Raw genomic sequence first — 20,237 nt, forward strand, 5'->3', positions numbered from 1 at the left:
CGAAACCCCGCAGGCCCGCCGCCGCTGCGCTATGTGAGGGCTACGCAGCGCCGGGCCTGCTCAGCAAAAGGGGGTCAATATTGGACGCCGATAAGGGGTCAAAGTTCAATGCCGATTGACAAATGACGAAGCTCTTCTTGACGTTGACCCGACCTTAGGACACATTCAGGTCACCGCTTGGGACACATCGCAATTCTCCGATCGGCTAACACATTGTGATCTATTGTGTTTTTACAGGGGTTGGTTTGGTTTTCCGCCTCTCCTGGGCACCACGCTTACCCATAAGTCATTGATTTAGATGCACTTTTTTACCTGGGTTGGATTTCGCTACGATTTCCCGCACCGATTCCCGCAACATTGTGAGGTTTGCCCCAGGTTGCAAACGCATCTGGATACAGGGCTTTACGTACGGATTAGGCGAATGAGAGGTTCGAAAGCATAGAGTGCTGCCCGACGGCCTGACGCTGCCTCGATCTCAATGAGAAGACCTGCGTCCACTAGAGCGCGAGATAGGCGAACAGCAGTGGGCTTCGGAATGCCGCCGCGTGTTGTGAAGCGATTGTTTCGGAACACGGGATTCTTGAAGATGAAGTCTTGTGCAAAGGTAGACCATTGGGAATTTAGAGTTTCTCTAAACACCGGTTTCATTTCTTCGTAAAGGTCGGTGATGGACTTTGCCGTTGTCAAGTTCCTTTCTGCCTGTTCTGCAATGGCTTCAAGAAAAAATTCACACCAACCGGTCCAATCTCCCGATGCTGAGACTTGGCGCATGCGCTCTATATACTCTGCTTTTCGCTCTTCAAAGAATGCGCTGATATAGAAATGTGGCTTGCTGATGAGACCCTTGTTCCAAAGCGAGAGTGTAATCAGCATCCGCCCGATTCTACCGTTCCCATCATTGAACGGATGTAGCGCTTCAAACTCCACATGAGATATTGCGACACCGAGCAGGTGCGGTAGCGTGTTTCCATTGATGAATGCGACCAAATTCTCCATGGATGGAGGCAACTGTTCCGGCGAAATTGGTGTAAAGTAAACCTCCCGCCTTGCATCGTCACCGACGTAGTTTTGCTCCGACTTGTACTCTCCCGGGTTTTTTGTTGCACCGCGTCCGAACCCTAGCAAGGTCTTATGCGCGGAGCGTATTAAATGTTCGCTTATGGGATATCCATCCTCGACACTTCTCTGTGACCTTTTCAGCGCAGCGGCGTAGAGCGCAACTTCCAAGGTTGTTGGTCGCACATCTGTCGGACCAACATCGTCGTCAGAATCCGCTTCATATCGCAACACCTCGTCAATCGTTGATATCGTTCCCTCCATACGAGACGAGACAACGGCTTCTTGGCTGCGCAGCGGGCTGACAAGAAATTCACTGTTGTGAAGCCCCAAGAGTGTTTGGTCGTATCTAGCTAAAGCGGCTCGCGCATCTCCCATCGGAACGAAAAGCCGCTCATAGTCCAAAGAAGTAGGCGGAAACTGATCATAGTGATAATCGACGTTCTTATCAAAACTGTAGTGGTTCAACGGCAAGCGCATACTACTTCTCGCTTTGTGTCTCGAATCGAGCGGCATGTGATTCAGAAGCATTGATGAGTATCCCTTGCGCTACTCAAAGAGCTTTGTCAATCATTTTCGCCCCCCTGTGAGCCTCAAGGCAACTTGACAAGCATGTGGTTGCCTCAAGTCCTCTTGTAAATCAAAACTGCCCCGGATTGAGCCACAAGCGATTGGCTGCCAAAATCCCGCAACAGATCCCGCAACATTGCATTCATTCAATCCGAATAAAATACTGATATCAAACAATAAAGTTTGGCGGATGCAAAGGGTTTGCAACGTCTCCTGGGCACCATAACTTCCTGGCAAGATATACTCTGTGCCGTGGCAGCCGCCCCTCAGGAAAATCTGCCCAGGCAACCGCCCAGAGTCGGATCACTCCTGACCGTCATTGTGCCCCTGAACTCCCGCTTCCTGGATCGTCCGGCCAGAGGCGACACCCGTCGGTCAGCTTGGCGGTTTCTGGCTTGGCCTTGCTGTTCGAACGTCGGGAGAGACCTAACACGGCGAGCCATCCGCCGGGCGACCAGCACCGGCACCACGAAGTATTCTTCGCCATAGCCCCGGTCGGCCATGTTTTCCGGTAGCACCTCGAACTAAGCGGTAGACGCAAGCGCCACGGGCTCCGCGCGACGGTTTGGTCTTGAAGCCGCTGTCCGCCATTGGTTCCGCAAAATTCTCAACGGCCGGAATCCACAAGGGCAAGGGCGGATGACCCCCTTGCCCTTTCCATGCAATCACGTCGGCGAACCTGTGTGACGATTGCCGCCAATCCGCCCGCGCCGGCGTCAGAGCGCGCGCGACCAATCGTCGACTTGCCGTTCGGCCTCCTCCCGCGCCTTGCCGTATTTCTCTTGCAGCAGCCCGACGATCTCTTCGCGTCGGCCTTCCACGCGATCCAGATCGTCATCGGTCAGGTCGCCCCATTTGCTCTGGGCCTTGCCCTTGATCTGCTTCCAGTTGCCTTCGATCTGGTCCCAATTCATTGCGAATTCCTTTCGTTGATGGTTTCAGTATTCGGTCAACGCGCACCAACGCGCAGGAGTTCCCGCCGAAATTCGCAGGTCGCCGGAACCTCGGCGAAATTCCGCTGCGGTTGCCCGGACATGTCCGATCCGGGAACCAGCGCCGTACGTCGTGACCATGGCTTCGACGCGCCGCTCGGCGCTTCGGCTCGATCGGTCAGCCTTTTGCCGTTGATCGGATTAATCGCCGGGGTCATCCAAGCCCCAGGAAGGACAGGATCGCCAGGACGACGACCACGAGACCAACGAGATAGATGATTCCGTGCATCCGAATTCTCCTTTTGAAATCATTTCGGTTCGGAAGCGCCACGCAGAGTTTGCCTGACCATTGGACGACGCGCATTCGCGCAACATCCGTGTCGCTCAGGACCGCTGCCTGCGTTGGGGGCGACGCCGTCTTGGGGGCCAGTTCGGATCTTCCCGCTTGATGGCGCGGGCGCTCCACAGTCCGGCGGGGACACCGATCAGGAGACCCAGGGCGCCCGCCGCGACGAAGGACGGCCAGCTCACCCAACCGAGACTGAGAAACAGGATCACCGCTCCACCCGCGAGACAAGCCGCCCAAAGCGCGATCATCAGGGTACGAAGGGGGGCAAACATCGGAATGCTCCTTTTCTTGTCATGGACCACGATGGCAAAACGCGCGGCCGCGCGAATGGTTCCCTCCGGCGCCGAAAGGCAAGCGGCGCGGACGACAGGACCGTCAGCCTTTCTTGTCGGGAAGGCCTTGCCGATCTGTGGAAGCGAGGTCTTCCAGCTCCCTTTCGGTCATGGTCTCGTACATATCTTTGGATGCGCCGACCAAGTCGGATTTCTTCGTTTCGCCGCGCTTCGCGGACAGTGCGGCGCCGGCCGCTTTCTGCTGGGGTCTGGATGTTGCAGGCATTTTCTGTGACCTCTCTTGTCTTGAGAAGCATGCACCGGGGTCGTTTCCGGTTTTCGATCAGGCCGGCGCCCGTGATCTCGGCGATCCTGTCTGACAGAGCTTCGCGCGCACGCTCGACAGTGTCCGGGACGGATACGCGCGAAGCGTTTCGGCCTTTATCGGCGTCTCGGAAAACGCGCCGGTGCGCGTTGGACGGCAGCTTGTTCAGCGCCGCGCCGCCCGCGCCACGAGCGCGACCATGAACAACACCAGGAAGATTATGAAGATAATCTGCGCAATTCCGGCGGATGCCGAGGCAATGCCACCAAACCCCAGAACGCCTGCGATGATGGCGATGATGAAAAACGTCAATGCCCAGTACAGCATGTTTCATTCCTTTCGCATTTGGTTGCCTGCACGATCAACGCGAGCAACGCGAAGATGGTTCCATGCGGCGAGAATTTTCTTCTGTCCGCCCTGGAAAGCGCGCGCGATTCCCCGAAGGCGCAGGAGGTTGGCAATCAGGCCTCCGGCGCGGTTCGCGAACAACCTGCGATGGCTGTTGGTCTGGCCATCGGACTCGGCTTTCTGCTCGGTTTCGCGGCGGGCCGAAAATAGTCGGATGAACAGAAAACACCGCGCTGCGGCGTTTGATCTGGCCCGGAGCCTTTGCCGGGCTTCGGGCCAGATTGACGAAAGGCAGTGCGCATCCGGTCGAAATCGGCCGACGCGACCCCTTTTTGCTTGTTATGAAAAAGGGCGCTCGGCCCGTCCGTTCCGGAATTTTCCCGACCGCGTTCTCGATCCGACTTGGCTGGTCACGTTCCAGCCGGTCAGCACTTGCCCGGATTTTCATTGCAATAGATCAGGTTCCCGGCCGCGCCAACCGCAGCGCCGGTGACGATATTGCCGTTCAGAAGGGCCGAGCCGGCGGCACCGGCCCCGGCGCCGTACAAAACCTGTTCCCCCGTGGTGTCTCCGCAAGCGGCAAGGCCGCCGAGAAGCCCGAGCGCGGGCAATAGCGATTTGAGTTTCATGTCCTTCATCCTTTCTCCTGGATCAAACTGCGGCTTCGCGCGTGGCAAGTCCCTGAACGGGTGCCTGTCTAATTCAGCTTCGATGCGACATTGTCGGCAAAGGCGGAAATCACGGCCGTATAGAATGCATCGCTCTCAACGGTCAGGGTCGAGGTATTCGTGCCTTCGGGGTAGTAGGCGTCCAGCTGATCCGTGGTGACGGTCAGCGTGTAATTCTCGTCCTTGCTCGGATCCGGCATGTCGATGTCCACGTCGCCGACGATCGACCAGGAACCGATTCCAAGCGCCGCCTCGAAATTGTTCGCCAGGGCGACCTCGTCGATATCCACCTCGATTTCGGCGGCATCGGCATCCTCATCGGCGATCCGTGTCACCAATCTTTCCGCGATGGCGGTTTCGAGATCGACTTCAAGGCTCTTCCAGGCTCCCGCGGCTTCGTATGTCTCGATCGCCGACAGATCGGCCTCGACGTCGATCTTGGAAACTTCTGTCTCCGCCACCACGGCAGTCGCAATACCTGCGGCCAGAACGGAATTTCTGATCAGATGTGCCATTGTTCGTTCTCCTCACTCACGCCCCCCGTCATGGGGTGCGAAGAGAGAACGCATGAAGCCCGGTTTCGTTCCGTTGCGCGGCCAACCGGGCCGGACTTCGGCGGAAAATCGCCAAAGGCCGCAATGGGCCCCGGAAGGACCATCGCCGCCGGTGTCTGCGGTGACGCCTCCCGAATGGCCGGGAGCCTTCATGCGCCGGGGTCGTCTCCGACCTGCGCCAGCAGGAAGGTCACGTGGAGCTCATAGCGATCGTCCTTCCGGCCGTGCTCCAGCGTTGCGTCGAGCTGGGTGGCAAAGGTCTCGATCAGGCTGATGCCCAAGCCGGTTTCGCCTGATTCCAAAGTGTCTTCTTCCTTGTTCGCACAGGAATTGACCACGCTCATGAAAATCCGCCCGTCTTCATGCGAATGCAGCGCCACGTCGATCCAGCAATCTTCGCCCTCGGGTGCATCGCAGTATTTCACCGCGTTTGTCACGGCCTCGGTCAAAAGCAGTGACAGCGGCATCGATTGCTCGGGAACGATCACCACCGGATCAAAATGGGTCGACACCATCACCTGGTTCCCCCGGCCATCGACATTCCCGATCGCCACCAGGTTGCTCACGATGTCCTTCAGCAATTCGTCCGCCCGAATCGCCGACAGTTTGTTTGACAGGTAAAGCTGGCGGTGGATCGAGGCCAGCGCCATCACCCGGTCCTGCAACTGACCGATCACACGCTTGGTTTCGGCGTGCCGTGCGCTTCGGGCCTGCATGTTCATGATGCTCGAAATGACCTGGAGATTGTTCTTCACCCGGTGATGGACCTCGCGCAGCAGCATCGTCTTTTCCGCCAGATCTTCCTCGCGCAAACGCTCCTGTTCGGCGATCCGGCGGGTCATTCTGCGGAAGGTGTCGGCAAAGGCTTCCAGTTCTTCCGGCGCCCGGTCCAGCCGCGCGTTCTCGAAATCTATCCTGTGGTCCGAATAAAGCCGCATCCACTGGCGCAGCCGGTTGATATGGCGGATCACCATCCGATGCAGCCCGACGGCCGCGACGGCAACGGAGATCAACCAGATCAGCGCAGGAAAATATGGCCCGAGGTTGCGCCAGGCCAACGCCGCATAGCTGTTGTCCACCGTCGGCCAGCTTCCAAGGACATAAACGCGGCCCTCCAGAATCGGAACCACCGCGAAATCGCGCGATGCTCCGTAGTGGTTCTTGCCCCGGAATGTATAGCCCACAGGCATCGCCAGATCGGCCAGCGGACGCCCGGCCGGCAACACATTGCGACGGGTTTCCGAGAACTGTTCCGTCGCAAGGATGTTTCCGCCGGGCTCGAACAGCACGAGATCCACGTCCTGTCCGGGCACAGCGAGCAGTTCGTTGGCCTCCTCGACTGGTATCGCGATCAGGATGAAACCGTGCCCTTCGCCATGCACCACCGGAACCGTGATGCTGAACACGGTCGTTCCGTCCGCCGCCGGGTTGGGCCCGGTGTGCAAGTCCCTGCCACCGGACAGGTTCAGTTGCCTGAATAAGTCCGTGTCGGCAATCCTGTCCCGCGATCCGTCCGAGGCGCACAGCAGGGCGCCCTCCGCATCGATGTATCCCGCAAAGGAAAACTCGGCATTCGATTCAACCAGAAGCCTCAGGGGATCGTCGCAATTGCCGTGCCCTTTTCGCAGTGTCGAGATCACCTCCGCCAGCGCCTCGGCAACACCGGAACTGCGCTCGATCAGGGCGCGCGCTCTTGCCCCGGCCTGGCGTGTCCGGTCCATCAGACTGGCTTCGGACAGTGCCTGGCTCTCGCGCAGGATATGCCGGTACTGATATACGGAAACCAGACCGAGCGGCAGGACCGCAAGGCTCAGCACGAAGACCAGTCGCAGGGTCAGGCCCGAAATGATCAGCGGTGGCAAGCGGGCGTCTTTCCGGCGGCTTGTCATATCGCCCTGGTAGCGGAATGGACCTCTGCCGTCGTCGCATCGGTGATGCCCAGAACGCCGTCTTCTTCCAGGTCCATCAGTTCCGCAAGCCGCTTGCGCGCCCGGTTGATACGGCTTTTGACCGTGCCGACGGCACAACCGCACATCTCGGCGGCTTCCTGGTAGGAAAACCCCTCCACGCCGACCAGAACCAACGCCTCGCGCTGTTCGTCGGTCAGTTCCCGGAAGGCGGAACGGAAGTCCCGGACCGCCAGACGCCCGTCATGACGCGGCTGTTCCGACAAGGTTGCGGCGTGCGCGCCCTCGGGGTCTTCGACCTCGTGTCGGCGCTTGCGGAACTGGGAATAATAGGTGTTGCGCAGAATGGTGAACAGCCAGGCGCGCAGGTTTGTGCCGGGCTCGAACTTGTCCAGGTTGCTCCAGGCCTTGACGATCGCATCCTGAACCAGATCATCCGCCGTCGCCGCATTTCTGGACAGGCTCATGGCAAAGGCGCGCATCGCGGGCAGGTGATCAACCAGCTCGTTCCGGGGATCGGAATGTTCGGTCACTCGGCGCTCCCGTCCTGCCTGTTCGAATTGTCGCTGGTCTCTTCCTGATCCTGAGCGCGCAATTTCTCCAGCAGTTCGAGCAGCCGGCCGGGAACTGGCTCATCCGCGGTTTCCTGGTAGATACGTCGGAGGTTTCTTGCCACCTGTTCATCCAAAGCCGCGGTTCTACGATTCTCAGCCATTGTGCTCGTCTTGACGCTGTGATTTGTTTTCCGTGCAGGCATCATATTCTCGCCCACCCATGAAACCAAACGCCTTTTGGGAGCGTTTGGTTCCATGAACGCCAATTCTCGTAGAGAGGACGCCATGAGTGAAACGACCGGCCGGGATCTCGCGGCAGTCATAGGCAACGAGTTGCCTTACCTGCGCCGTTACGCGCGGGCCCTGACTGGCCGGCAGGACACCGGCGACCGCTACGCTGCCGCCACGCTCGAAGCGATCCTGGCGGACCGGGACATCATGCGCGCGGGTCTTTCCCCCAAGGTCGCGCTGTTTCGGACTTTCAACATCATATGGGCAACTTCCGGCTCGCCTGTGGAACGCCCGGAAGAAGGAACGCTCGAAGCGCGGACCCAGACACGACTGGACGGCCTTACAAGAAACACCCGAGAGGCGCTGCTGCTCAACACCATAGAAGGCTTCAGCAACGAGGAGATCGGCCAGATCATGGATCTTTCCGCGCTTGAGGCTGCCGAAATGGTGGAAATCGCGCGCCGGGAAATGTCCAGCGGACTGCGTGGCGATGTGCTCATCATCGAGGACGAGGCGATTATCGCGATGGATATCTCCATGATCGTCGAACGGATGGGACACAACGTCACCGGCGTAGCCCGCACCCGAGATGGCGCCGAAAGCCTGGCAGCGAAACATCTTCCCGATCTTGTCCTGGCCGACATTCAATTGGCGGACAAGTCTTCGGGAATTGATGCCGTGAACACCATTCTGCGCGATCACGGCGACAGGCCGGTGATCTTCATCACCGCTTTCCCGGAACGGCTGCTGACTGGCGAACGCCCGGAACCTGCTTTCCTGATCGCCAAGCCCTATACCGAAGACCAGGTGCGTTCGGCCATAAGTCAGGCGATGTTCTTTGCAAGCACGGAAGGCTTGGGAAACTGACGCCGAAAGGGTGTTCCCGGTTCAACTCGCATTGACCCCGGTATTGACGATGTGACGGCTCTCCGGCCGCATCATTGCGCCGCGGCGGTCGGCCGGCAGCGGGATTGTCCGCAAATCGGACCGCCCGCACCGTCGGGACCGCTTCAGCCCTTGCGGGTCAACTTGCGGATCACCACGAAGAACAGCGGCACGAACAGCACCCCCAGCACCGTGGCGGAAATCGTGCCGCCCAGGACCCCGGACCCGATGGCGGTGCGCCCGCCCGAACCCGCGCCGCTCGACAGGACCAGAGGCAGGACACCCAGTGAAAACGCCATGGATGTCATCAAGATCGGCCGGAACCGCTGCCGGGCGGCGTCCTTGACCGCCGCATAGAGTTCCTCGCCGGCTTCGACCCTGTCTCGGGCGAATTCGACAATCAGGATCGCGTTCTTGCCGGTCAGTCCGATCACCGTCAGCAGCGCGACCTGAAAGAACACACCGTTCTCGAACCCGCCGATCCAGGCCCCGACCAGCGCGCCGAACACCCCAATCGGCATGGCGAGCATGACCGCGAAGGGAATCGCCCAGCTTTCGTAAAGCGCCGCAAGGCACAGGAACACCGCCATCAGCGACAGGGCATAGAGCATCGGCGCCTGATTGCCCGATTCCCGTTCCTCAAGCGACAGGCCGGTCCAGCTCAGGCTGAACCCTGCCGGAAGCTGGTCGGCCAGCCGCTCCATCTCGGCCATCGCCTCGCCGGTCGTGGCGGACGGGGCCGGGGTGCCCTGAATCTGCATCGCCGGAACGCCGTTGTATCGGCTGAGCCCCTGCGGGCCGAGCTGCCACTGCGCTTTCGTGAAGTTCGAGAACGGCACCAGCCCACCGCTGTTGTTGCGCATCCGCCACTGTTCCAGGTCTTCGGGCGAGGACCGGTATTCGGCATCGCCCTGGACATAGACCCGCTTGATCTGACCCTGGTTGAGAAAGTCGTTCACATAGCGCCCGGCCCAGGCGACGGACAGAAGATTGCCGACATCGGTCGCGCTCAGGCCCATGGAACCGGCAGCGCGCCAATCGATGTCCAGATTGAACTGCGCCGCATCTTCCAGCCCGTTGGGCCGCGCGGACCCGATTATCGGGCTTTGCGCGGCCATGCCCAGAAGCTGGTTCCGGGCAGCCAGCAGTTCTTCGTGGGTCTGCGCATTGCGGGCCTGAAGGAAAAAGTCAAAGCCGCTGACATTGCCCAGTTCGATGACCGGAGGAGGCACGATCGGAAACACCATCGCATCCTGGATCTGGCTGAACCGGCCAAAGGCCCGTCCGGCAATCGCCTGCACGCTTTGATCCGCACGGGTCCGTTCCTTCCAGTCCTTCAACTGGACAAAGGCGATCCCCATGTTCTGACCCTGACCGGCAAAGCTGAATCCGACGACGCCGAACATGGACTCGACGTTTTCCTGTTCGGTTTCGAGAAAATAGTCCTCCACCTGCCGCACGACGTCCAACGTGCGTTCGGCGGTAGCTCCGGTCGGACCCTGGATCAGGGTGAACAGAATGCCCTGGTCCTCGTCCGGAAGAAACCCGGTGGGCGTGCGCATGAACAGGCCCGCCATCATGCCACCGATCAGAAGGTAGATCAGGCCCATGCGCAAAGGCCGCCGGATGATCCAGCCGACCGATCCCGCGTAACCGCCCAGAAGCCGGTCAAACCCGGCATTGAACCACCCGAAGAGGCCGCGCGTCTTGTGGTCGACATCGGATCGCCGAAGCATCGTCGCGCAAAGAGCCGGCGTGAGCGTCAGGGCCACCACCACCGACAGGCCCATCGCCGACACGATGGTCACGGCGAATTGCCGGTATATCACGCCGGTCGAACCGCCGAAGAACGCCATCGGCACGAACACCGCCGACAGCACCAGCGCGATCCCGATCAGGGCGCCGGTGATCTGGTCCATGGATTTCCGGGTGGCTTCGACCGGGTCGAGGCCCTCTTCCTCCATGATGCGTTCGACGTTTTCCACAACGACGATCGCATCGTCCACCAGCAATCCGATCGCCAGCACCATCGCGAGCATCGTCAGGGTGTTGATCGAATACCCGAGCGCCGCGAGAATTCCGAAGGTTCCCATCAGGACCACGGGGACGGCCAGGGTCGGGATCAGTGTCGCCCGCAGGTTCTGCAGGAACAGGAACATCACCAGGAACACCAGACCGATTGCCTCGAACAGGGTCTTGATCACCTCTTCGATCGAGATTTCGACGAAGGGCGTGGTGTCATAGGGAATGACGTATTCCACGCCTTCGGGAAAGAAGGCGGCAAATTCCTCGATCCGCGCCTTGACCCGTTCCGCCGTGTCCAGGGCGTTGGCGCCGGGGGCCAGCTGGATCGCCATCCCGGCCGAAGGCTGGCGATCGAACCTGGCGATGGAATCATAGCTTTCGGCGCCGATCTCGACCCGCGCCACATCCTTGAGCAGAACCAGCCCGCCGTCCGTCTCGGCGCGCAGCACGATGTGTTCGAAATCTTCGGGCGTGGTCAGCAGCGACTGGGCGGTGATCGTTGCGTTCAACTGCTGGCCCTCGGGTGCCGGCAGCGCACCGAAGGACCCTGCCGAAACCTGAGCGTTTTCGGCGCTGACCGCGGCGACCACGTCCGAGGGAGTCAACTGGAAGGCCGCGAGTTTGGACGGGTTGAGCCAGATGCGCATCGCATATTGCGCACCGAAGACCTGCACGCCCCCGACACCTTCGATGCGGCTGAGTTCGTCGACGATGTTGGACACCAGGTAGTCGGAGAGATCGACCTGATCCATCGCGCCGTCGGTCGATATCAACGCGACGACCATCAGGAAACCGGAAGCCGACTTGGCGACGCTGACACCCTGTCTCTGGACCGTTTCCGGCAGCAGGGGCGTCGCTCCGCTCAGCTTGTTCTGCACCTGGACCTGCGCGATGTCCGGGTCGGTTCCGGTTTCAAATGTCAAGGTGATCTGCGAGGTTCCGGCGGCGGTCGACGACGAGGTGATATACCGCAGCCCGTCCAGTCCGGTCATCTGTTGCTCGATGATCTGGGTGACGGTGTTCGCGATGGTCTGCGCCGATGCGCCCGGATAGACGGCCGATACCGTGATCGTCGGTGGCGCGATCTCGGGATACTGGGCCACCGGCAGAGACCGAATGGACAGGAGCCCCAGCCCGATCAGCATGATCGAGATCACCCAGGCAAAGACGGGCCGGTCGATGAAAAAGCGTGCCATGCGCCAGTCAGTCCTGTGCTGCCGGCGCGGGCGCCGTACCCTGGTCGGCGGAGGCGCTGGCCTGCGGTTCCGAGGCTCGTTCGCTGGGCGCGACGGTCGCGCCTTCCGCGATCTTCTGCAACCCCGCGACGATCAGGCGGTCCCCATCCCTGACTCCATCGGAAACGATCCACGCATTGTCGCGGTCTCCCAGAACCGTCAGGATTCGTTTTTCGACCACGTCGTTCTCACCGACAAAAAGCGCGACGGCCTGACCCCGGCGGTCGCGGCTGACGCCTTCCTGCGGGACCAAGAAAACATCCTTGGCGATCCCGGTGGGCATGTCGACCTGGGCATACATGCCCGGCAACAGGATCAGGTCGGGGTTCGGAAACTGCATCCGCAACACGGCGACGCCGGTCTTTTCGTCCACATGCGGTTCGGCAGCGGTCAGCTTGCCCGTGAAGTCATACCCCAGCCCGTCGGCGAGGGTCATTGTCACCGTCGGGTCGGAGCTGCCCAGTTCGGCGGATATCTGACCCCGGCGCCAGCGGATGATCTGCGCCGCCGACGCGGTCACGTCCAGGTAGACGGGGTCGAGCTGGCGGATCACGGTCAATGGTTCCGCCTGTCCGGCCGTGACCAAAGCGCCGCGCGTCGCCTGGGACAGGCCGACCTCACCGGAAATCGGGGCGCGAATGGTGGTCCGTTCCAGGTCGATCTCCGCCGCCTGCAATTGCGCCTTTGCCACCAGCAGCGCGGCGCGGGCCGAATCCCGAGCGGCGATCGCATCGTCAAGCGCCTGCTGGCTGGCGACACTGCGTGTCAGCAGTTCCTGAACCCGTTCCGTTTCCTTTTCCGTCGCGCTCACGCTCGCCTGCGCCTGGGCCACTGCGGCGTCGGCCTGGGCGACATGCGCCTCGTATACCGCCGGGTCGATCTGATACATCGTGTCGCCCTGGGACACGCTCGCGCCTTCGTCAAACATCCGGTCGGTCAGGATGCCGGACACCTGCGGACGGACCTCGGCGACGCCGGATGCCACGATCCGGCCCGGCAATGTGGCGGTCAGCGTTACATCCTGCGCCTTCAGGGTCACGACCGTCACCGGGGTCGGTCCGGGCGCGCCCTGCGACATCAACGCGGTCGGAAGGCCAAGGCCCAGCACTGCGGCACAAAGCATCTTCAGCGGAAAGTCGCCAAAAGGCTTTCTCATGGGTCGAACTCCTGATCTGGATCCAGCCTGCGCCAGACCACCCGGAATAGGGCGCTTACCGTTCTCTACTCTTCCCGGGGCGTGCCATGCAAGCCGCACCGCCGCTTTGTTCCCCCGGTGTCACCTGTGGATCGTCCACATCCGGCCCCCTGCGCCCGCGCGACGGTCGATCTATCGGCGCTCCGCCGGAACACACCAACCGGGATTAGCGGCCTTTCGCGGGCGATGGCAAAGGTTCGCAAGAGGATCCGTCGCCGGCTTCGCACACTACCCGAAATCCGTGTTCTTCTACGCCGTTACGCCGTTACGCCGCTTCTTACCGGAATCTGGAAGAAATTCCTGGCAAGCGCAGCGGGGATATCGATCATGCGACGCCGAACCGCTGGGTGGTGAAATATGCTCTACTGATTGCCGCCGAAGCGCAGAACCGGAAGGCGGCAGTTGGTCACTTCTGGCGCGTGGATGAGACCTGTATCAAGGTTGGAGGACAGTGGTGGTATCTGTCATGGGCAAACGCTTGAGTTCATGCTGTCAGATAACCGCAGCGAGGCTGTGGCGACCACGTTCTTCGCCAAAACGATCGGAACCAACCGCTGGCCGGACAAGGCCGTGATCGACAGGAGCGGCGCGAACGGGGCCGGGCTAAACAACAACGACATCACGTTAATCCTGACCGGCCGGTTCTGGCTGATCGACGCGCTGCGGGTGAAATACCTCGACAACATCATCGAGCAAGACCATCGCTTCATCAAGAAGCCGACCCGGCCGACGATGGGCTTCAAGTCGTTCGCAAATGCCCAGGCACCCTGGCCGGGATCGAGACAGCCTACATGATCCGCAAAGATCAGCTTCCCGCAGGTGGCCAGACGGCCTTTGAGCGGTTTGCTGCGCTCGCGGGAAATATCAGCCCAGCCAATGGCTTGTGACCAATCGTCACAAAAATTCGCGACGGAACCGTTTCATTTCCATCTCCTTGTGGTCGGTTGGTCCGCGGCACCCTACATTGGTAGATAGTAAATTTCGTGAATTTTCCAATACACGAAATATAAATTCCGTAAAGAAAGTAGAATGGTGCAAAGACAATACACTATGAAAAAGAGGGCCGCCGCTCAGGAGGAGACCCGGGAGAGAATCATCCAGGCGGCCGTCGCCCTGCACGATGAAAAGGGGATCGTTCCGACCACGCTCAACGACATCGCCGCCCGCGCCGGGGTCGGTGCCGCGACGGTCCTCAGGCATTTTCCGGACACCAATACGCTGGTGATGGCGTGCGGACAGCACGTGGCGGCCGAAATGGCGCCGCCGCGGCCGGAGGATGCGCCCGCGCTGTTTGCGGGCCTCGCGACCACGGATGAACGGTTGAGCAAGTTGGTGCGGGAACTTCACGCATTCTACGCCCGCGGGCGGACACGCATCGAGATTGCCGAACAGGACCGCACGAGGGTCGAAGCTCTGGACCAGTTCCTGACGATGCTCGACGACAGCCGCAAGGCGCTCCTGCGCACGGCAATGGAACCCGACCGGCCGGACGATGCACTGATTGCGGCACTCATGGCGCTGAGCGGTATCTGTGTGTGGAAGCTGCTTCGTGACGGCGGGCTGTCACCTGAGGAGTCGGCTGCGTTCCACATTGCGATCCTGCGCAGGGCATCCGAAGCCCTTGCCGATGCGGGGATCAGCTGACGGCGGCGCCTCCCGTCGCCGCTGATCGACTTCCATATTGACGAAATATATATTTCATGGAATAATTATATCACGAAATATAAGACACACCGAGTCGCATGGAAGGAGACCGAGATGACCGAACGATACGGAGATGCCGCCGAGCTTCGATTGATCGACCTAGTGCGCGATAACCACGTAGGAGCCCTGAACACCGGCGATGCGGAGGCCTGGACGGCCCAATTCGCCGGTGACGGTGTGCAGATGCCGCCCAATGCCCCTGAAAATGTCGGCAAGGAGCGGATCAGGCAATGGTTCGTCGGCCTCCTGAGCGCCTTCAAGGTGCAGTTCGAACTCGATGTCGAAGAGGTTCGGATCGTCGGGGACTGGGCGTTCGAGCGGGGCGGCTACGCGATCAGTCTGAACCCGGTCGCGGGCGGGCCGGCAATGGTCGACAACGGCAAGTACATTACCATTTACCGCCAGGGCGACGGAAATGGCTGGAAGATTGCCCGGGACATCTGGAACAGCAACAGTCCCATTCCGGCACAGTGAAGCCTTCCACGGCCTGCGAACCATAGCACCGCCGGAGGCAATGGTGGGCGATCGGTTCGCGACCGCGTATCGGTCAACCGCCCACGACGAGTTCGCCGACCATTAATCGAACGGACCCTGATCGAAGCCCGGATCGGGCGCTACAAGACCGTCATCGGAGCTGGGCCGCAATCAAGAGATCCCGGCCGCCAAATCATCGAAAACGAGATCGCCACCAAATCCCTCAACCGCACGACCGCCTTCGGCCCTGCGGTCTTTGAACGCGTCGCGTAGAATCCGCGGGAAAGGGGCTCTCGCGGTTCGCGAATGGCCCATGCGACTAGGTGGTTTCATCCCGGACCCGATCCACCGCGCGCCGAAACTGACCACCTAGACTTGGTTCGCCTTGACTCTGCCAACCCATTCCTTCGCGCGAAAGCCCGCAAGAAGCGCTCCGGCGCGGACCGGTTCGACAATCGGATAGCTCAGTTTGTCGGCCAGTTCGCGGGCAGCAGGAGCGAGCGGGCCGCCGCCGATCAGGAGAACCTCGGCACCATCCTGTTCAAGACACAGACGCGCGGCAGCCATCAATGCGCTCTCGAGAAGTTGCAGGTTCGCCATGGTTGAGCGCATGTCACCGGCGGTAATCCTGATCGAGGCAAACTGATCCGTGTAGCCGTAGTGGCCGACAAGCCGGGTGATAGATGCCTTCAACTGTTCCGTTGTCGTGATGATCGAAAACTTCCGACCCCTCTTTGCGGCCGAGATCATCCCCGCCTCCGCGATACCAGTGACCGGAATCGACAGTTCCGCCTTGAGCGCGCTGACCCCCGGGTCGCCGAATCCCGACACCAGGATCGCGTCGGCGCCGTCCTTCTCCAGCACCCGGGCGCTTTCGACGACCTGCTCGGCGGCGGCGGCAAGTTCCGTTTCGTTGGAGACCACCTTGGGCCCGTGCTCCATCGTGTGACCGGAAACGGTGAACTCCGGCGGCAGGGCGCCTCGCGCGATTTTCGCCATAATCCCGGTCGTCTCGGCATTGGTATTGGGATTGAGCAACGCCAGCTTGATCCGCCTTGCCATCAGGCGACCTCGAGTGCGTGAAAACAGGCCACCCGCCGCCCGTTCGCACCGGTTTCAAGTTCCGGTTTTTCCTGGTGGCAGATTTCGGTGGCATAGCGGCATCGGGGCGCGAAAGCGCACCCGGGCGGCATGTCGGCAAGATTGGGCGGCATGCCGGGAATGGCGTCGATAGTTTCGCCCTTCTTTGCGCCATGCACCGTCGAAGACAGCAGGCCCTCGGTATAAGGATGATGCGGCGTTTTCAGAACGTCCCGCGCCTTGCCGTTCTCGACGATGCGCCCGGCGTACATGACGGCCACCTGGTCCGAAATTTCCGCCGCCACGCCGATGTCATGGGTGACGAAGATCACCCCCATGCGCAGGTCTCGTTGAAGTTCCCGCAGGAGCAGAATGACCTGGATTTGCACGGTGGCATCCAGCGCGGTCGTCGGTTCATCCGCCAGCAGCAGTTTCGGCGAAGACGCCAGCGCGAGGGCGATCATCGCCCGCTGGCGCATGCCGCCCGACATCTCGTGCGGATAATTGTCGAGCCGGGTCTCGGGCGACGGGATACCGACCAGTTTCAGCAGTTCCAGCGCCCGCGCGCGGGCTTCGGCCCTTGACGCGCCCAGGTGATTGCGGATCGATTCCGATATCTGGAAACCCACCGTGTAGACAGGGTCGAAGGCGGTTGCCGGCTCCTGGAAAATCATCGAGGTTTCGCCGCCACGATAGGCGCGCAGCTCCTTGTCCGACATCTCAAGAACATTCCTGCCGTCCACCTCGACAATGCCGGAAATGCTTGACTTGCGTTCCGGCAAGAGCCGAAGCAGCGCGCGCAGGGTCACGCTCTTTCCCGATCCGGATTCACCGATCAGCCCCAGAACCTCGCCCTGACCAAGCTGAATTCCGACCTTGTTGACCGCTGTCACCGCCCCGTCTTCGGTTTTGAATTCGACGACGAGATCCCGGACGTTCAAAACTGGGGTATTCATGTTGCGCACTCCGGATGTCCCGCTGCGGGATCGACGAGATGACAGGCCACCTGCCTGGTTCTGGTGCCGGTAATTCTGGGCGAGAGAGAGCGGCAGATATCCGCGACATGCGAACATCTGGGCGAAAAGCAACACCCGGAAGGCAAGTCCAGCGGACTGGGCGGGTCGCCCTGAATCGGCGCGGCGTCGGTTCGGTCGTCCGGATCGACGCTGAGCATCGAGGACAGCAGCGCCTTGGTGTAGGGGTGCTGCGGTGTGTTGTAGACATCTTCGACGGGCCCGTATTCCACAACCTGGCCAAGGTACATCACCATCACCGTGTCGGAAATATAGCGTACGACATGCAGGTCGTGAGAAATGAAGATGTAGCTGAGTTCGAATTCTTCACGCAATTCGTTGAGCAGGTTGAGAACCTGCGCCTCGACCGATTTGTCCAGGGCCGAGACCGCCTCGTCGAAGATGACGACCTTGGGCTGCACCGCGAGCGCGCGGGCAATGTTGACCCGTTGCCGCTGGCCACCGGACAGTTCGTGCGGATACCGGCCCGCGAAACGGGCCGGGTCCAGCCCCACCCGGTTCAAGAGGTAGTGGCTGCGCTTGCGCGCCTCAGCCTTCGGCGTCCCGTGTATCGTGGCCCCGAACATGATCGACTGTTCGATGGTCAGACGCGGGTTGAGCGATGCCGAACTGTCCTGGAACACCATCTGAACGTCCCGGCGGAATTTCTTGAGACTGGCCGGATCGGCGCCGACCGGGTCGCCGTCAAGCGAGATCTTCCCGGAGTCGGGATTGATCAGATGCATGATCAGCCGAGCTGTCGTGGATTTGCCGCAGCCGCTTTCCCCGACGATCCCGATTGTCGTGCCTTTGTCGAGGTTGAAGTTGACGTCTGAAACGGCGTGGACATACCGTGCCTCACCCCCCATGAGGCCCCCGCCGGACACGTGGAACCGCTTGCTCAGTTCCCTGACGGAAAGTTTGGGTGTCCCGCCAGGGGTCGCGGTGTTTGCAGTCATATCGTTCATGATACATCCATTGCGCTGCGCAGCCCGTCCGACAGCAGGTTGAAGGAAAGAGAGACCAGGAAGATGAAGAGACCCGGCAGGATCGTCACCAGCGGCTGCGAATAGATCGCCGTGCGCAGCGTGTTCAGCATCAGACCCCATTCCGCAGTGGGCGGCTTGGCACCAAGTCCGATGAAGGAAAGCCCCGCGGCCATGATGATCGCTACCGAAAGCAGGCTCGTGGAATAGACCAGGACCGGTCCCAGCATGTTGCCCAGGACATGCACCCGGATGATCGTCAGGCTGCCCGCGCCGCTGGCCTGCGCCGCCTCGACGTAATCGAGCGCGCGCACCTGTGTCGCAGCACTTTCGGTCACGCGCAGCAGCGGCGGAATCAGAACGATCGTCAGTGCGACCAGCGCGTTGCCGACACCGGCCCCGAGCGCACCCGCGATTGCCACGGCAAGAAGGACGGACGGAAAGGCAAAGAGAACATCCGCCGCCCGCATGATGACGGTGTTGAGACGACCGCCGAAATAGCCCGCGATCGTGCCTAGGGAGCCGCCGATGACCAACGCCAGAAGCACTGGCACCGTTCCCATCAGAAGCGACATGCGGCCGCCGTAGAGCAGGCGCGTGAGCATGTCGCGGCCCTGTTCGTCAGTGCCGAGAATATGGCCTTCGGTACCGACCGGCTTCAGGCGGCTGACGATACTGCCCACGGCCGGATCGTAGCGCGTCAGCAGCGGGGCAAAGATGGCTCCGGCAAAGATGAGCGCCAGCACGATCATGCAGACGGCCGCCACCGGATCCCGGCGCAGGTTGCGCCAGACCGTCTGCCAATACCCGCGCGAGACATGCACCTGCGCCTCTGGCTGGACCTTGTTCTGGGTTTCGGAAATCATGGTCATGTCCGTTTGATCCTCGGGTCGAGCAGGGGTTGCGTGATATCGACAACCAGGTTCAGCAGAACGAACACCAATGCCAGAACCAGCGTGGTTCCTTGCAGCACCGGGATATCGCGGGTCAGGATCGCGTTGTTCAGCAGCAGGCCCGTTCCGGGCCAGGAAAACACCGTTTCAACCAGGATGGAGCCGGCCATCAGGTAGCCGAGTTGCACCCCGATGACGGTCAGCGCCGTGGGCGCGGCGTTGCGGGTGACATGAATGAAGATCTGAAACTCGCTCAGGCCCTTGGCCCGCAACGCGTTCACGAATTCCTTGGTCAGAACGTCAGCCACAAGCGCCCGCACCGACCGCGTCACGATCCCGGCAGGCATGGCGGCCAGGGCAATCGAAGGCAGCACCATGAAGGACAGCCTTTCAGAGAGCCCCGCATCCTCGTTGATCCCCGCCCCCATGGCGGGCAGCCAGCCGAGATGGACCGAGAAGATGACCACAAGCACCACCCCCAGCCAGTAGCTGGGGACCGAAACGCCCGAAATGGCGACTGCCGAGGCGATCTTGTCGATGGGCTTGCCGATGTTGTATCCGGCCACGAGCCCGAATGTCAGCCCGACCACAAGCGCAATGAGCGTCGCGAAGATCGCCAGTCCCAGCGAATACCCGATAGCGGACGCGATCTCGGCCGATACCGACCGGCCGGTGGCGATCGAGATGCCGAAATCGCCTGTCAATGCGTTGCCGAGCCAAAGAAAGTACTGGGTGACCAGCGGCTTGTCGAGCCCGTAGCGGGCCTTGGTCTGGTCGATGATCTCCTGGCTTGCATCGGCGGGCAGTACGACGGCCAGCGGATCGCCCGGGGCGATTTGGACCAGGGAAAAACAGATGACACTTACCGCCAAGGCCACGGGGACAGCATAAATCAGTCGTTTTACGATGTACTGCAACATTATTGGACAACTCCGGGATCAAGTCTGGGTGGCCGGGCACACTTGGGGGAGAACAATCATG

The 20,237-nt window shown here is 60.9% G+C and carries 20 protein-coding genes and 1 pseudogene; 4 read left to right on the plus strand and 17 right to left on the minus strand.

Annotated features, from left to right (window positions below):
• Positions 1–402: 402 nt before the first annotated feature.
• From QO034_RS17880 to QO034_RS17925, 10 genes are all read right to left on the minus strand, one after another.
• Positions 403–1,587, minus strand: a complete 1,185-nt coding sequence (locus QO034_RS17880; protein WP_284486899.1) for a Fic family protein — start codon at positions 1,585–1,587, stop codon at positions 403–405.
• A gap of 755 nt (positions 1,588–2,342) precedes the next feature.
• Complete coding sequence (locus QO034_RS17885; RefSeq protein WP_284486900.1) at positions 2,343–2,540, minus strand: CsbD family protein; 198 nt, start codon at positions 2,538–2,540, stop codon at positions 2,343–2,345.
• A gap of 402 nt (positions 2,541–2,942) precedes the next feature.
• Positions 2,943–3,179: a hypothetical protein gene (locus tag QO034_RS17890; RefSeq protein ID WP_284486901.1), complete on the minus strand. Its 237-nt coding sequence runs from the start codon at positions 3,177–3,179 to the stop codon at positions 2,943–2,945.
• A gap of 103 nt (positions 3,180–3,282) precedes the next feature.
• A complete protein-coding gene (locus QO034_RS17895; RefSeq protein WP_284486902.1) occupies positions 3,283–3,465 on the minus strand; it encodes a DUF3008 family protein in 183 nt (60 codons plus the stop codon).
• A 204-nt stretch (positions 3,466–3,669) separates the two neighbouring features.
• The gene (locus tag QO034_RS17900) at positions 3,670–3,831 is read right to left on the minus strand and encodes a DUF1328 domain-containing protein (RefSeq protein ID WP_284486903.1); all 162 of its coding nucleotides are present in this window, start codon (positions 3,829–3,831) and stop codon (positions 3,670–3,672) included.
• 446 nt (positions 3,832–4,277) lie between these two features.
• Positions 4,278–4,481 carry a hypothetical protein gene (locus QO034_RS17905; RefSeq protein WP_284486904.1) on the minus strand — a complete coding sequence of 68 codons (204 nt, stop codon included), beginning with the start codon at positions 4,479–4,481 and terminating at the stop codon, positions 4,278–4,280.
• A 68-nt stretch (positions 4,482–4,549) separates the two neighbouring features.
• Positions 4,550–5,035: a hypothetical protein gene (locus QO034_RS17910; RefSeq protein ID WP_284486905.1), complete on the minus strand. Its 486-nt coding sequence runs from the start codon at positions 5,033–5,035 to the stop codon at positions 4,550–4,552.
• Between the two features lie 188 nt (positions 5,036–5,223).
• Positions 5,224–6,936, minus strand: a complete 1,713-nt coding sequence (locus QO034_RS17915; RefSeq protein ID WP_284486906.1) for a sensor histidine kinase — start codon at positions 6,934–6,936, stop codon at positions 5,224–5,226.
• 23 nt (positions 6,937–6,959) lie between these two features.
• Positions 6,960–7,514 carry an RNA polymerase sigma factor gene (locus QO034_RS17920; protein ID WP_284486907.1) on the minus strand — a complete coding sequence of 185 codons (555 nt, stop codon included), beginning with the start codon at positions 7,512–7,514 and terminating at the stop codon, positions 6,960–6,962.
• Entirely contained in the window at positions 7,511–7,657 is a 147-nt protein-coding gene (locus QO034_RS17925) for a NepR family anti-sigma factor (protein WP_284486908.1), read from the minus strand. The genes QO034_RS17920 and QO034_RS17925 overlap by 4 nt, the downstream gene beginning before the upstream one ends.
• Before the next feature lie 163 nt (positions 7,658–7,820).
• Between QO034_RS17925 and QO034_RS17930 the strand changes: the two genes are divergently transcribed.
• Positions 7,821–8,633, plus strand: coding sequence for a response regulator (locus QO034_RS17930; protein ID WP_284486909.1), 813 nt, complete (start codon positions 7,821–7,823; stop codon positions 8,631–8,633).
• A gap of 143 nt (positions 8,634–8,776) precedes the next feature.
• On the opposite strand, the gene QO034_RS17935 is transcribed toward QO034_RS17930, so the two are convergent.
• Positions 8,777–11,872: an efflux RND transporter permease subunit gene (locus QO034_RS17935; RefSeq protein ID WP_284486910.1), complete on the minus strand. Its 3,096-nt coding sequence runs from the start codon at positions 11,870–11,872 to the stop codon at positions 8,777–8,779.
• A gap of 7 nt (positions 11,873–11,879) precedes the next feature.
• A complete protein-coding gene (locus QO034_RS17940) occupies positions 11,880–13,067 on the minus strand; it encodes an efflux RND transporter periplasmic adaptor subunit (protein ID WP_407696783.1) in 1,188 nt (395 codons plus the stop codon).
• A gap of 280 nt (positions 13,068–13,347) precedes the next feature.
• On the opposite strand from QO034_RS17940, the pseudogene QO034_RS17945 reads away from it, so the two are divergent.
• The 3 genes and pseudogenes from QO034_RS17945 (at position 13,348) to QO034_RS17955 (ending at position 15,284) form a co-directional block, all read left to right on the plus strand.
• Positions 13,348–13,993, plus strand: a pseudogene (locus tag QO034_RS17945) (IS6 family transposase).
• Positions 13,994–14,156: 163 nt separating this feature from the next.
• Positions 14,157–14,750: a TetR/AcrR family transcriptional regulator gene (locus tag QO034_RS17950; RefSeq protein WP_284486911.1), complete on the plus strand. Its 594-nt coding sequence runs from the start codon at positions 14,157–14,159 to the stop codon at positions 14,748–14,750.
• Between the two features lie 114 nt (positions 14,751–14,864).
• Positions 14,865–15,284, plus strand: coding sequence for a YybH family protein (locus QO034_RS17955; protein WP_284486912.1), 420 nt, complete (start codon positions 14,865–14,867; stop codon positions 15,282–15,284).
• 369 nt (positions 15,285–15,653) lie between these two features.
• On the opposite strand, the gene QO034_RS17960 is transcribed toward QO034_RS17955, so the two are convergent.
• Genes QO034_RS17960 through QO034_RS17980 form a run of 5 tightly spaced genes read right to left on the minus strand, consistent with a single transcriptional unit; the run spans position 15,654 to position 20,176 of the window.
• Positions 15,654–16,346, minus strand: a complete 693-nt coding sequence (locus QO034_RS17960; protein WP_284486913.1) for an aspartate/glutamate racemase family protein — start codon at positions 16,344–16,346, stop codon at positions 15,654–15,656.
• The gene (locus tag QO034_RS17965; RefSeq protein ID WP_284486914.1) at positions 16,346–17,320 is read right to left on the minus strand and encodes an ABC transporter ATP-binding protein; all 975 of its coding nucleotides are present in this window, start codon (positions 17,318–17,320) and stop codon (positions 16,346–16,348) included. Before QO034_RS17965 ends, QO034_RS17960 begins: the two co-directional genes overlap by 1 nt.
• Complete coding sequence (locus tag QO034_RS17970) at positions 17,317–18,345, minus strand: ABC transporter ATP-binding protein (RefSeq protein ID WP_284486915.1); 1,029 nt, start codon at positions 18,343–18,345, stop codon at positions 17,317–17,319. Before QO034_RS17970 ends, QO034_RS17965 begins: the two co-directional genes overlap by 4 nt.
• Positions 18,342–19,235, minus strand: a complete 894-nt coding sequence (locus QO034_RS17975; protein ID WP_321170025.1) for an ABC transporter permease — start codon at positions 19,233–19,235, stop codon at positions 18,342–18,344. The genes QO034_RS17970 and QO034_RS17975 overlap by 4 nt, the downstream gene beginning before the upstream one ends.
• Positions 19,232–20,176 (minus strand): ABC transporter permease, encoded by a 945-nt coding sequence (locus QO034_RS17980; protein WP_284486916.1) that lies wholly within the window; start codon positions 20,174–20,176, stop codon positions 19,232–19,234. Before QO034_RS17980 ends, QO034_RS17975 begins: the two co-directional genes overlap by 4 nt.
• Positions 20,177–20,237: the final 61 nt, after the last annotated feature.

Origin of the sequence: Sedimentitalea xiamensis (genome assembly GCF_030164465.1) — a bacterium.
In the GTDB taxonomy this organism is placed as follows: Bacteria; Pseudomonadota; Alphaproteobacteria; order Rhodobacterales; family Rhodobacteraceae; genus Sedimentitalea; species Sedimentitalea xiamensis.

Excerpts from the sequence above, each read along its gene's own strand:
- QO034_RS17880 (WP_284486899.1), bottom strand. The coding sequence starts at position 1,587 with ATGCTTCTGAATCACATGCCGCTCGATTCGAGACACAAAGCGAGAAGT.
- QO034_RS17885 (WP_284486900.1), bottom strand. The coding sequence starts at position 2,540 with ATGAATTGGGACCAGATCGAAGGCAACTGGAAGCAGATCAAGGGCAAG.
- QO034_RS17890 (WP_284486901.1), bottom strand. The coding sequence starts at position 3,179 with ATGTTTGCCCCCCTTCGTACCCTGATGATCGCGCTTTGGGCGGCTTGT.
- QO034_RS17895 (WP_284486902.1), bottom strand. The coding sequence starts at position 3,465 with ATGCCTGCAACATCCAGACCCCAGCAGAAAGCGGCCGGCGCCGCACTG.
- QO034_RS17900 (WP_284486903.1), bottom strand. The coding sequence starts at position 3,831 with ATGCTGTACTGGGCATTGACGTTTTTCATCATCGCCATCATCGCAGGC.
- QO034_RS17905 (WP_284486904.1), bottom strand. The coding sequence starts at position 4,481 with ATGAAACTCAAATCGCTATTGCCCGCGCTCGGGCTTCTCGGCGGCCTT.
- QO034_RS17910 (WP_284486905.1), bottom strand. The coding sequence starts at position 5,035 with ATGGCACATCTGATCAGAAATTCCGTTCTGGCCGCAGGTATTGCGACT.
- QO034_RS17930 (WP_284486909.1), top strand. The coding sequence starts at position 7,821 with ATGAGTGAAACGACCGGCCGGGATCTCGCGGCAGTCATAGGCAACGAG.
- QO034_RS17935 (WP_284486910.1), bottom strand. The coding sequence starts at position 11,872 with ATGGCACGCTTTTTCATCGACCGGCCCGTCTTTGCCTGGGTGATCTCG.
- QO034_RS17940 (WP_407696783.1), bottom strand. The coding sequence starts at position 13,067 with ATGAGAAAGCCTTTTGGCGACTTTCCGCTGAAGATGCTTTGTGCCGCA.
- QO034_RS17950 (WP_284486911.1), top strand. The coding sequence starts at position 14,157 with ATGAAAAAGAGGGCCGCCGCTCAGGAGGAGACCCGGGAGAGAATCATC.
- QO034_RS17955 (WP_284486912.1), top strand. The coding sequence starts at position 14,865 with ATGACCGAACGATACGGAGATGCCGCCGAGCTTCGATTGATCGACCTA.
- QO034_RS17960 (WP_284486913.1), bottom strand. The coding sequence starts at position 16,346 with ATGGCAAGGCGGATCAAGCTGGCGTTGCTCAATCCCAATACCAATGCC.
- QO034_RS17965 (WP_284486914.1), bottom strand. The coding sequence starts at position 17,320 with ATGAATACCCCAGTTTTGAACGTCCGGGATCTCGTCGTCGAATTCAAA.
- QO034_RS17970 (WP_284486915.1), bottom strand. The coding sequence starts at position 18,345 with ATGAACGATATGACTGCAAACACCGCGACCCCTGGCGGGACACCCAAA.
- QO034_RS17975 (WP_321170025.1), bottom strand. The coding sequence starts at position 19,235 with ATGACCATGATTTCCGAAACCCAGAACAAGGTCCAGCCAGAGGCGCAG.
- QO034_RS17980 (WP_284486916.1), bottom strand. The coding sequence starts at position 20,176 with ATGTTGCAGTACATCGTAAAACGACTGATTTATGCTGTCCCCGTGGCC.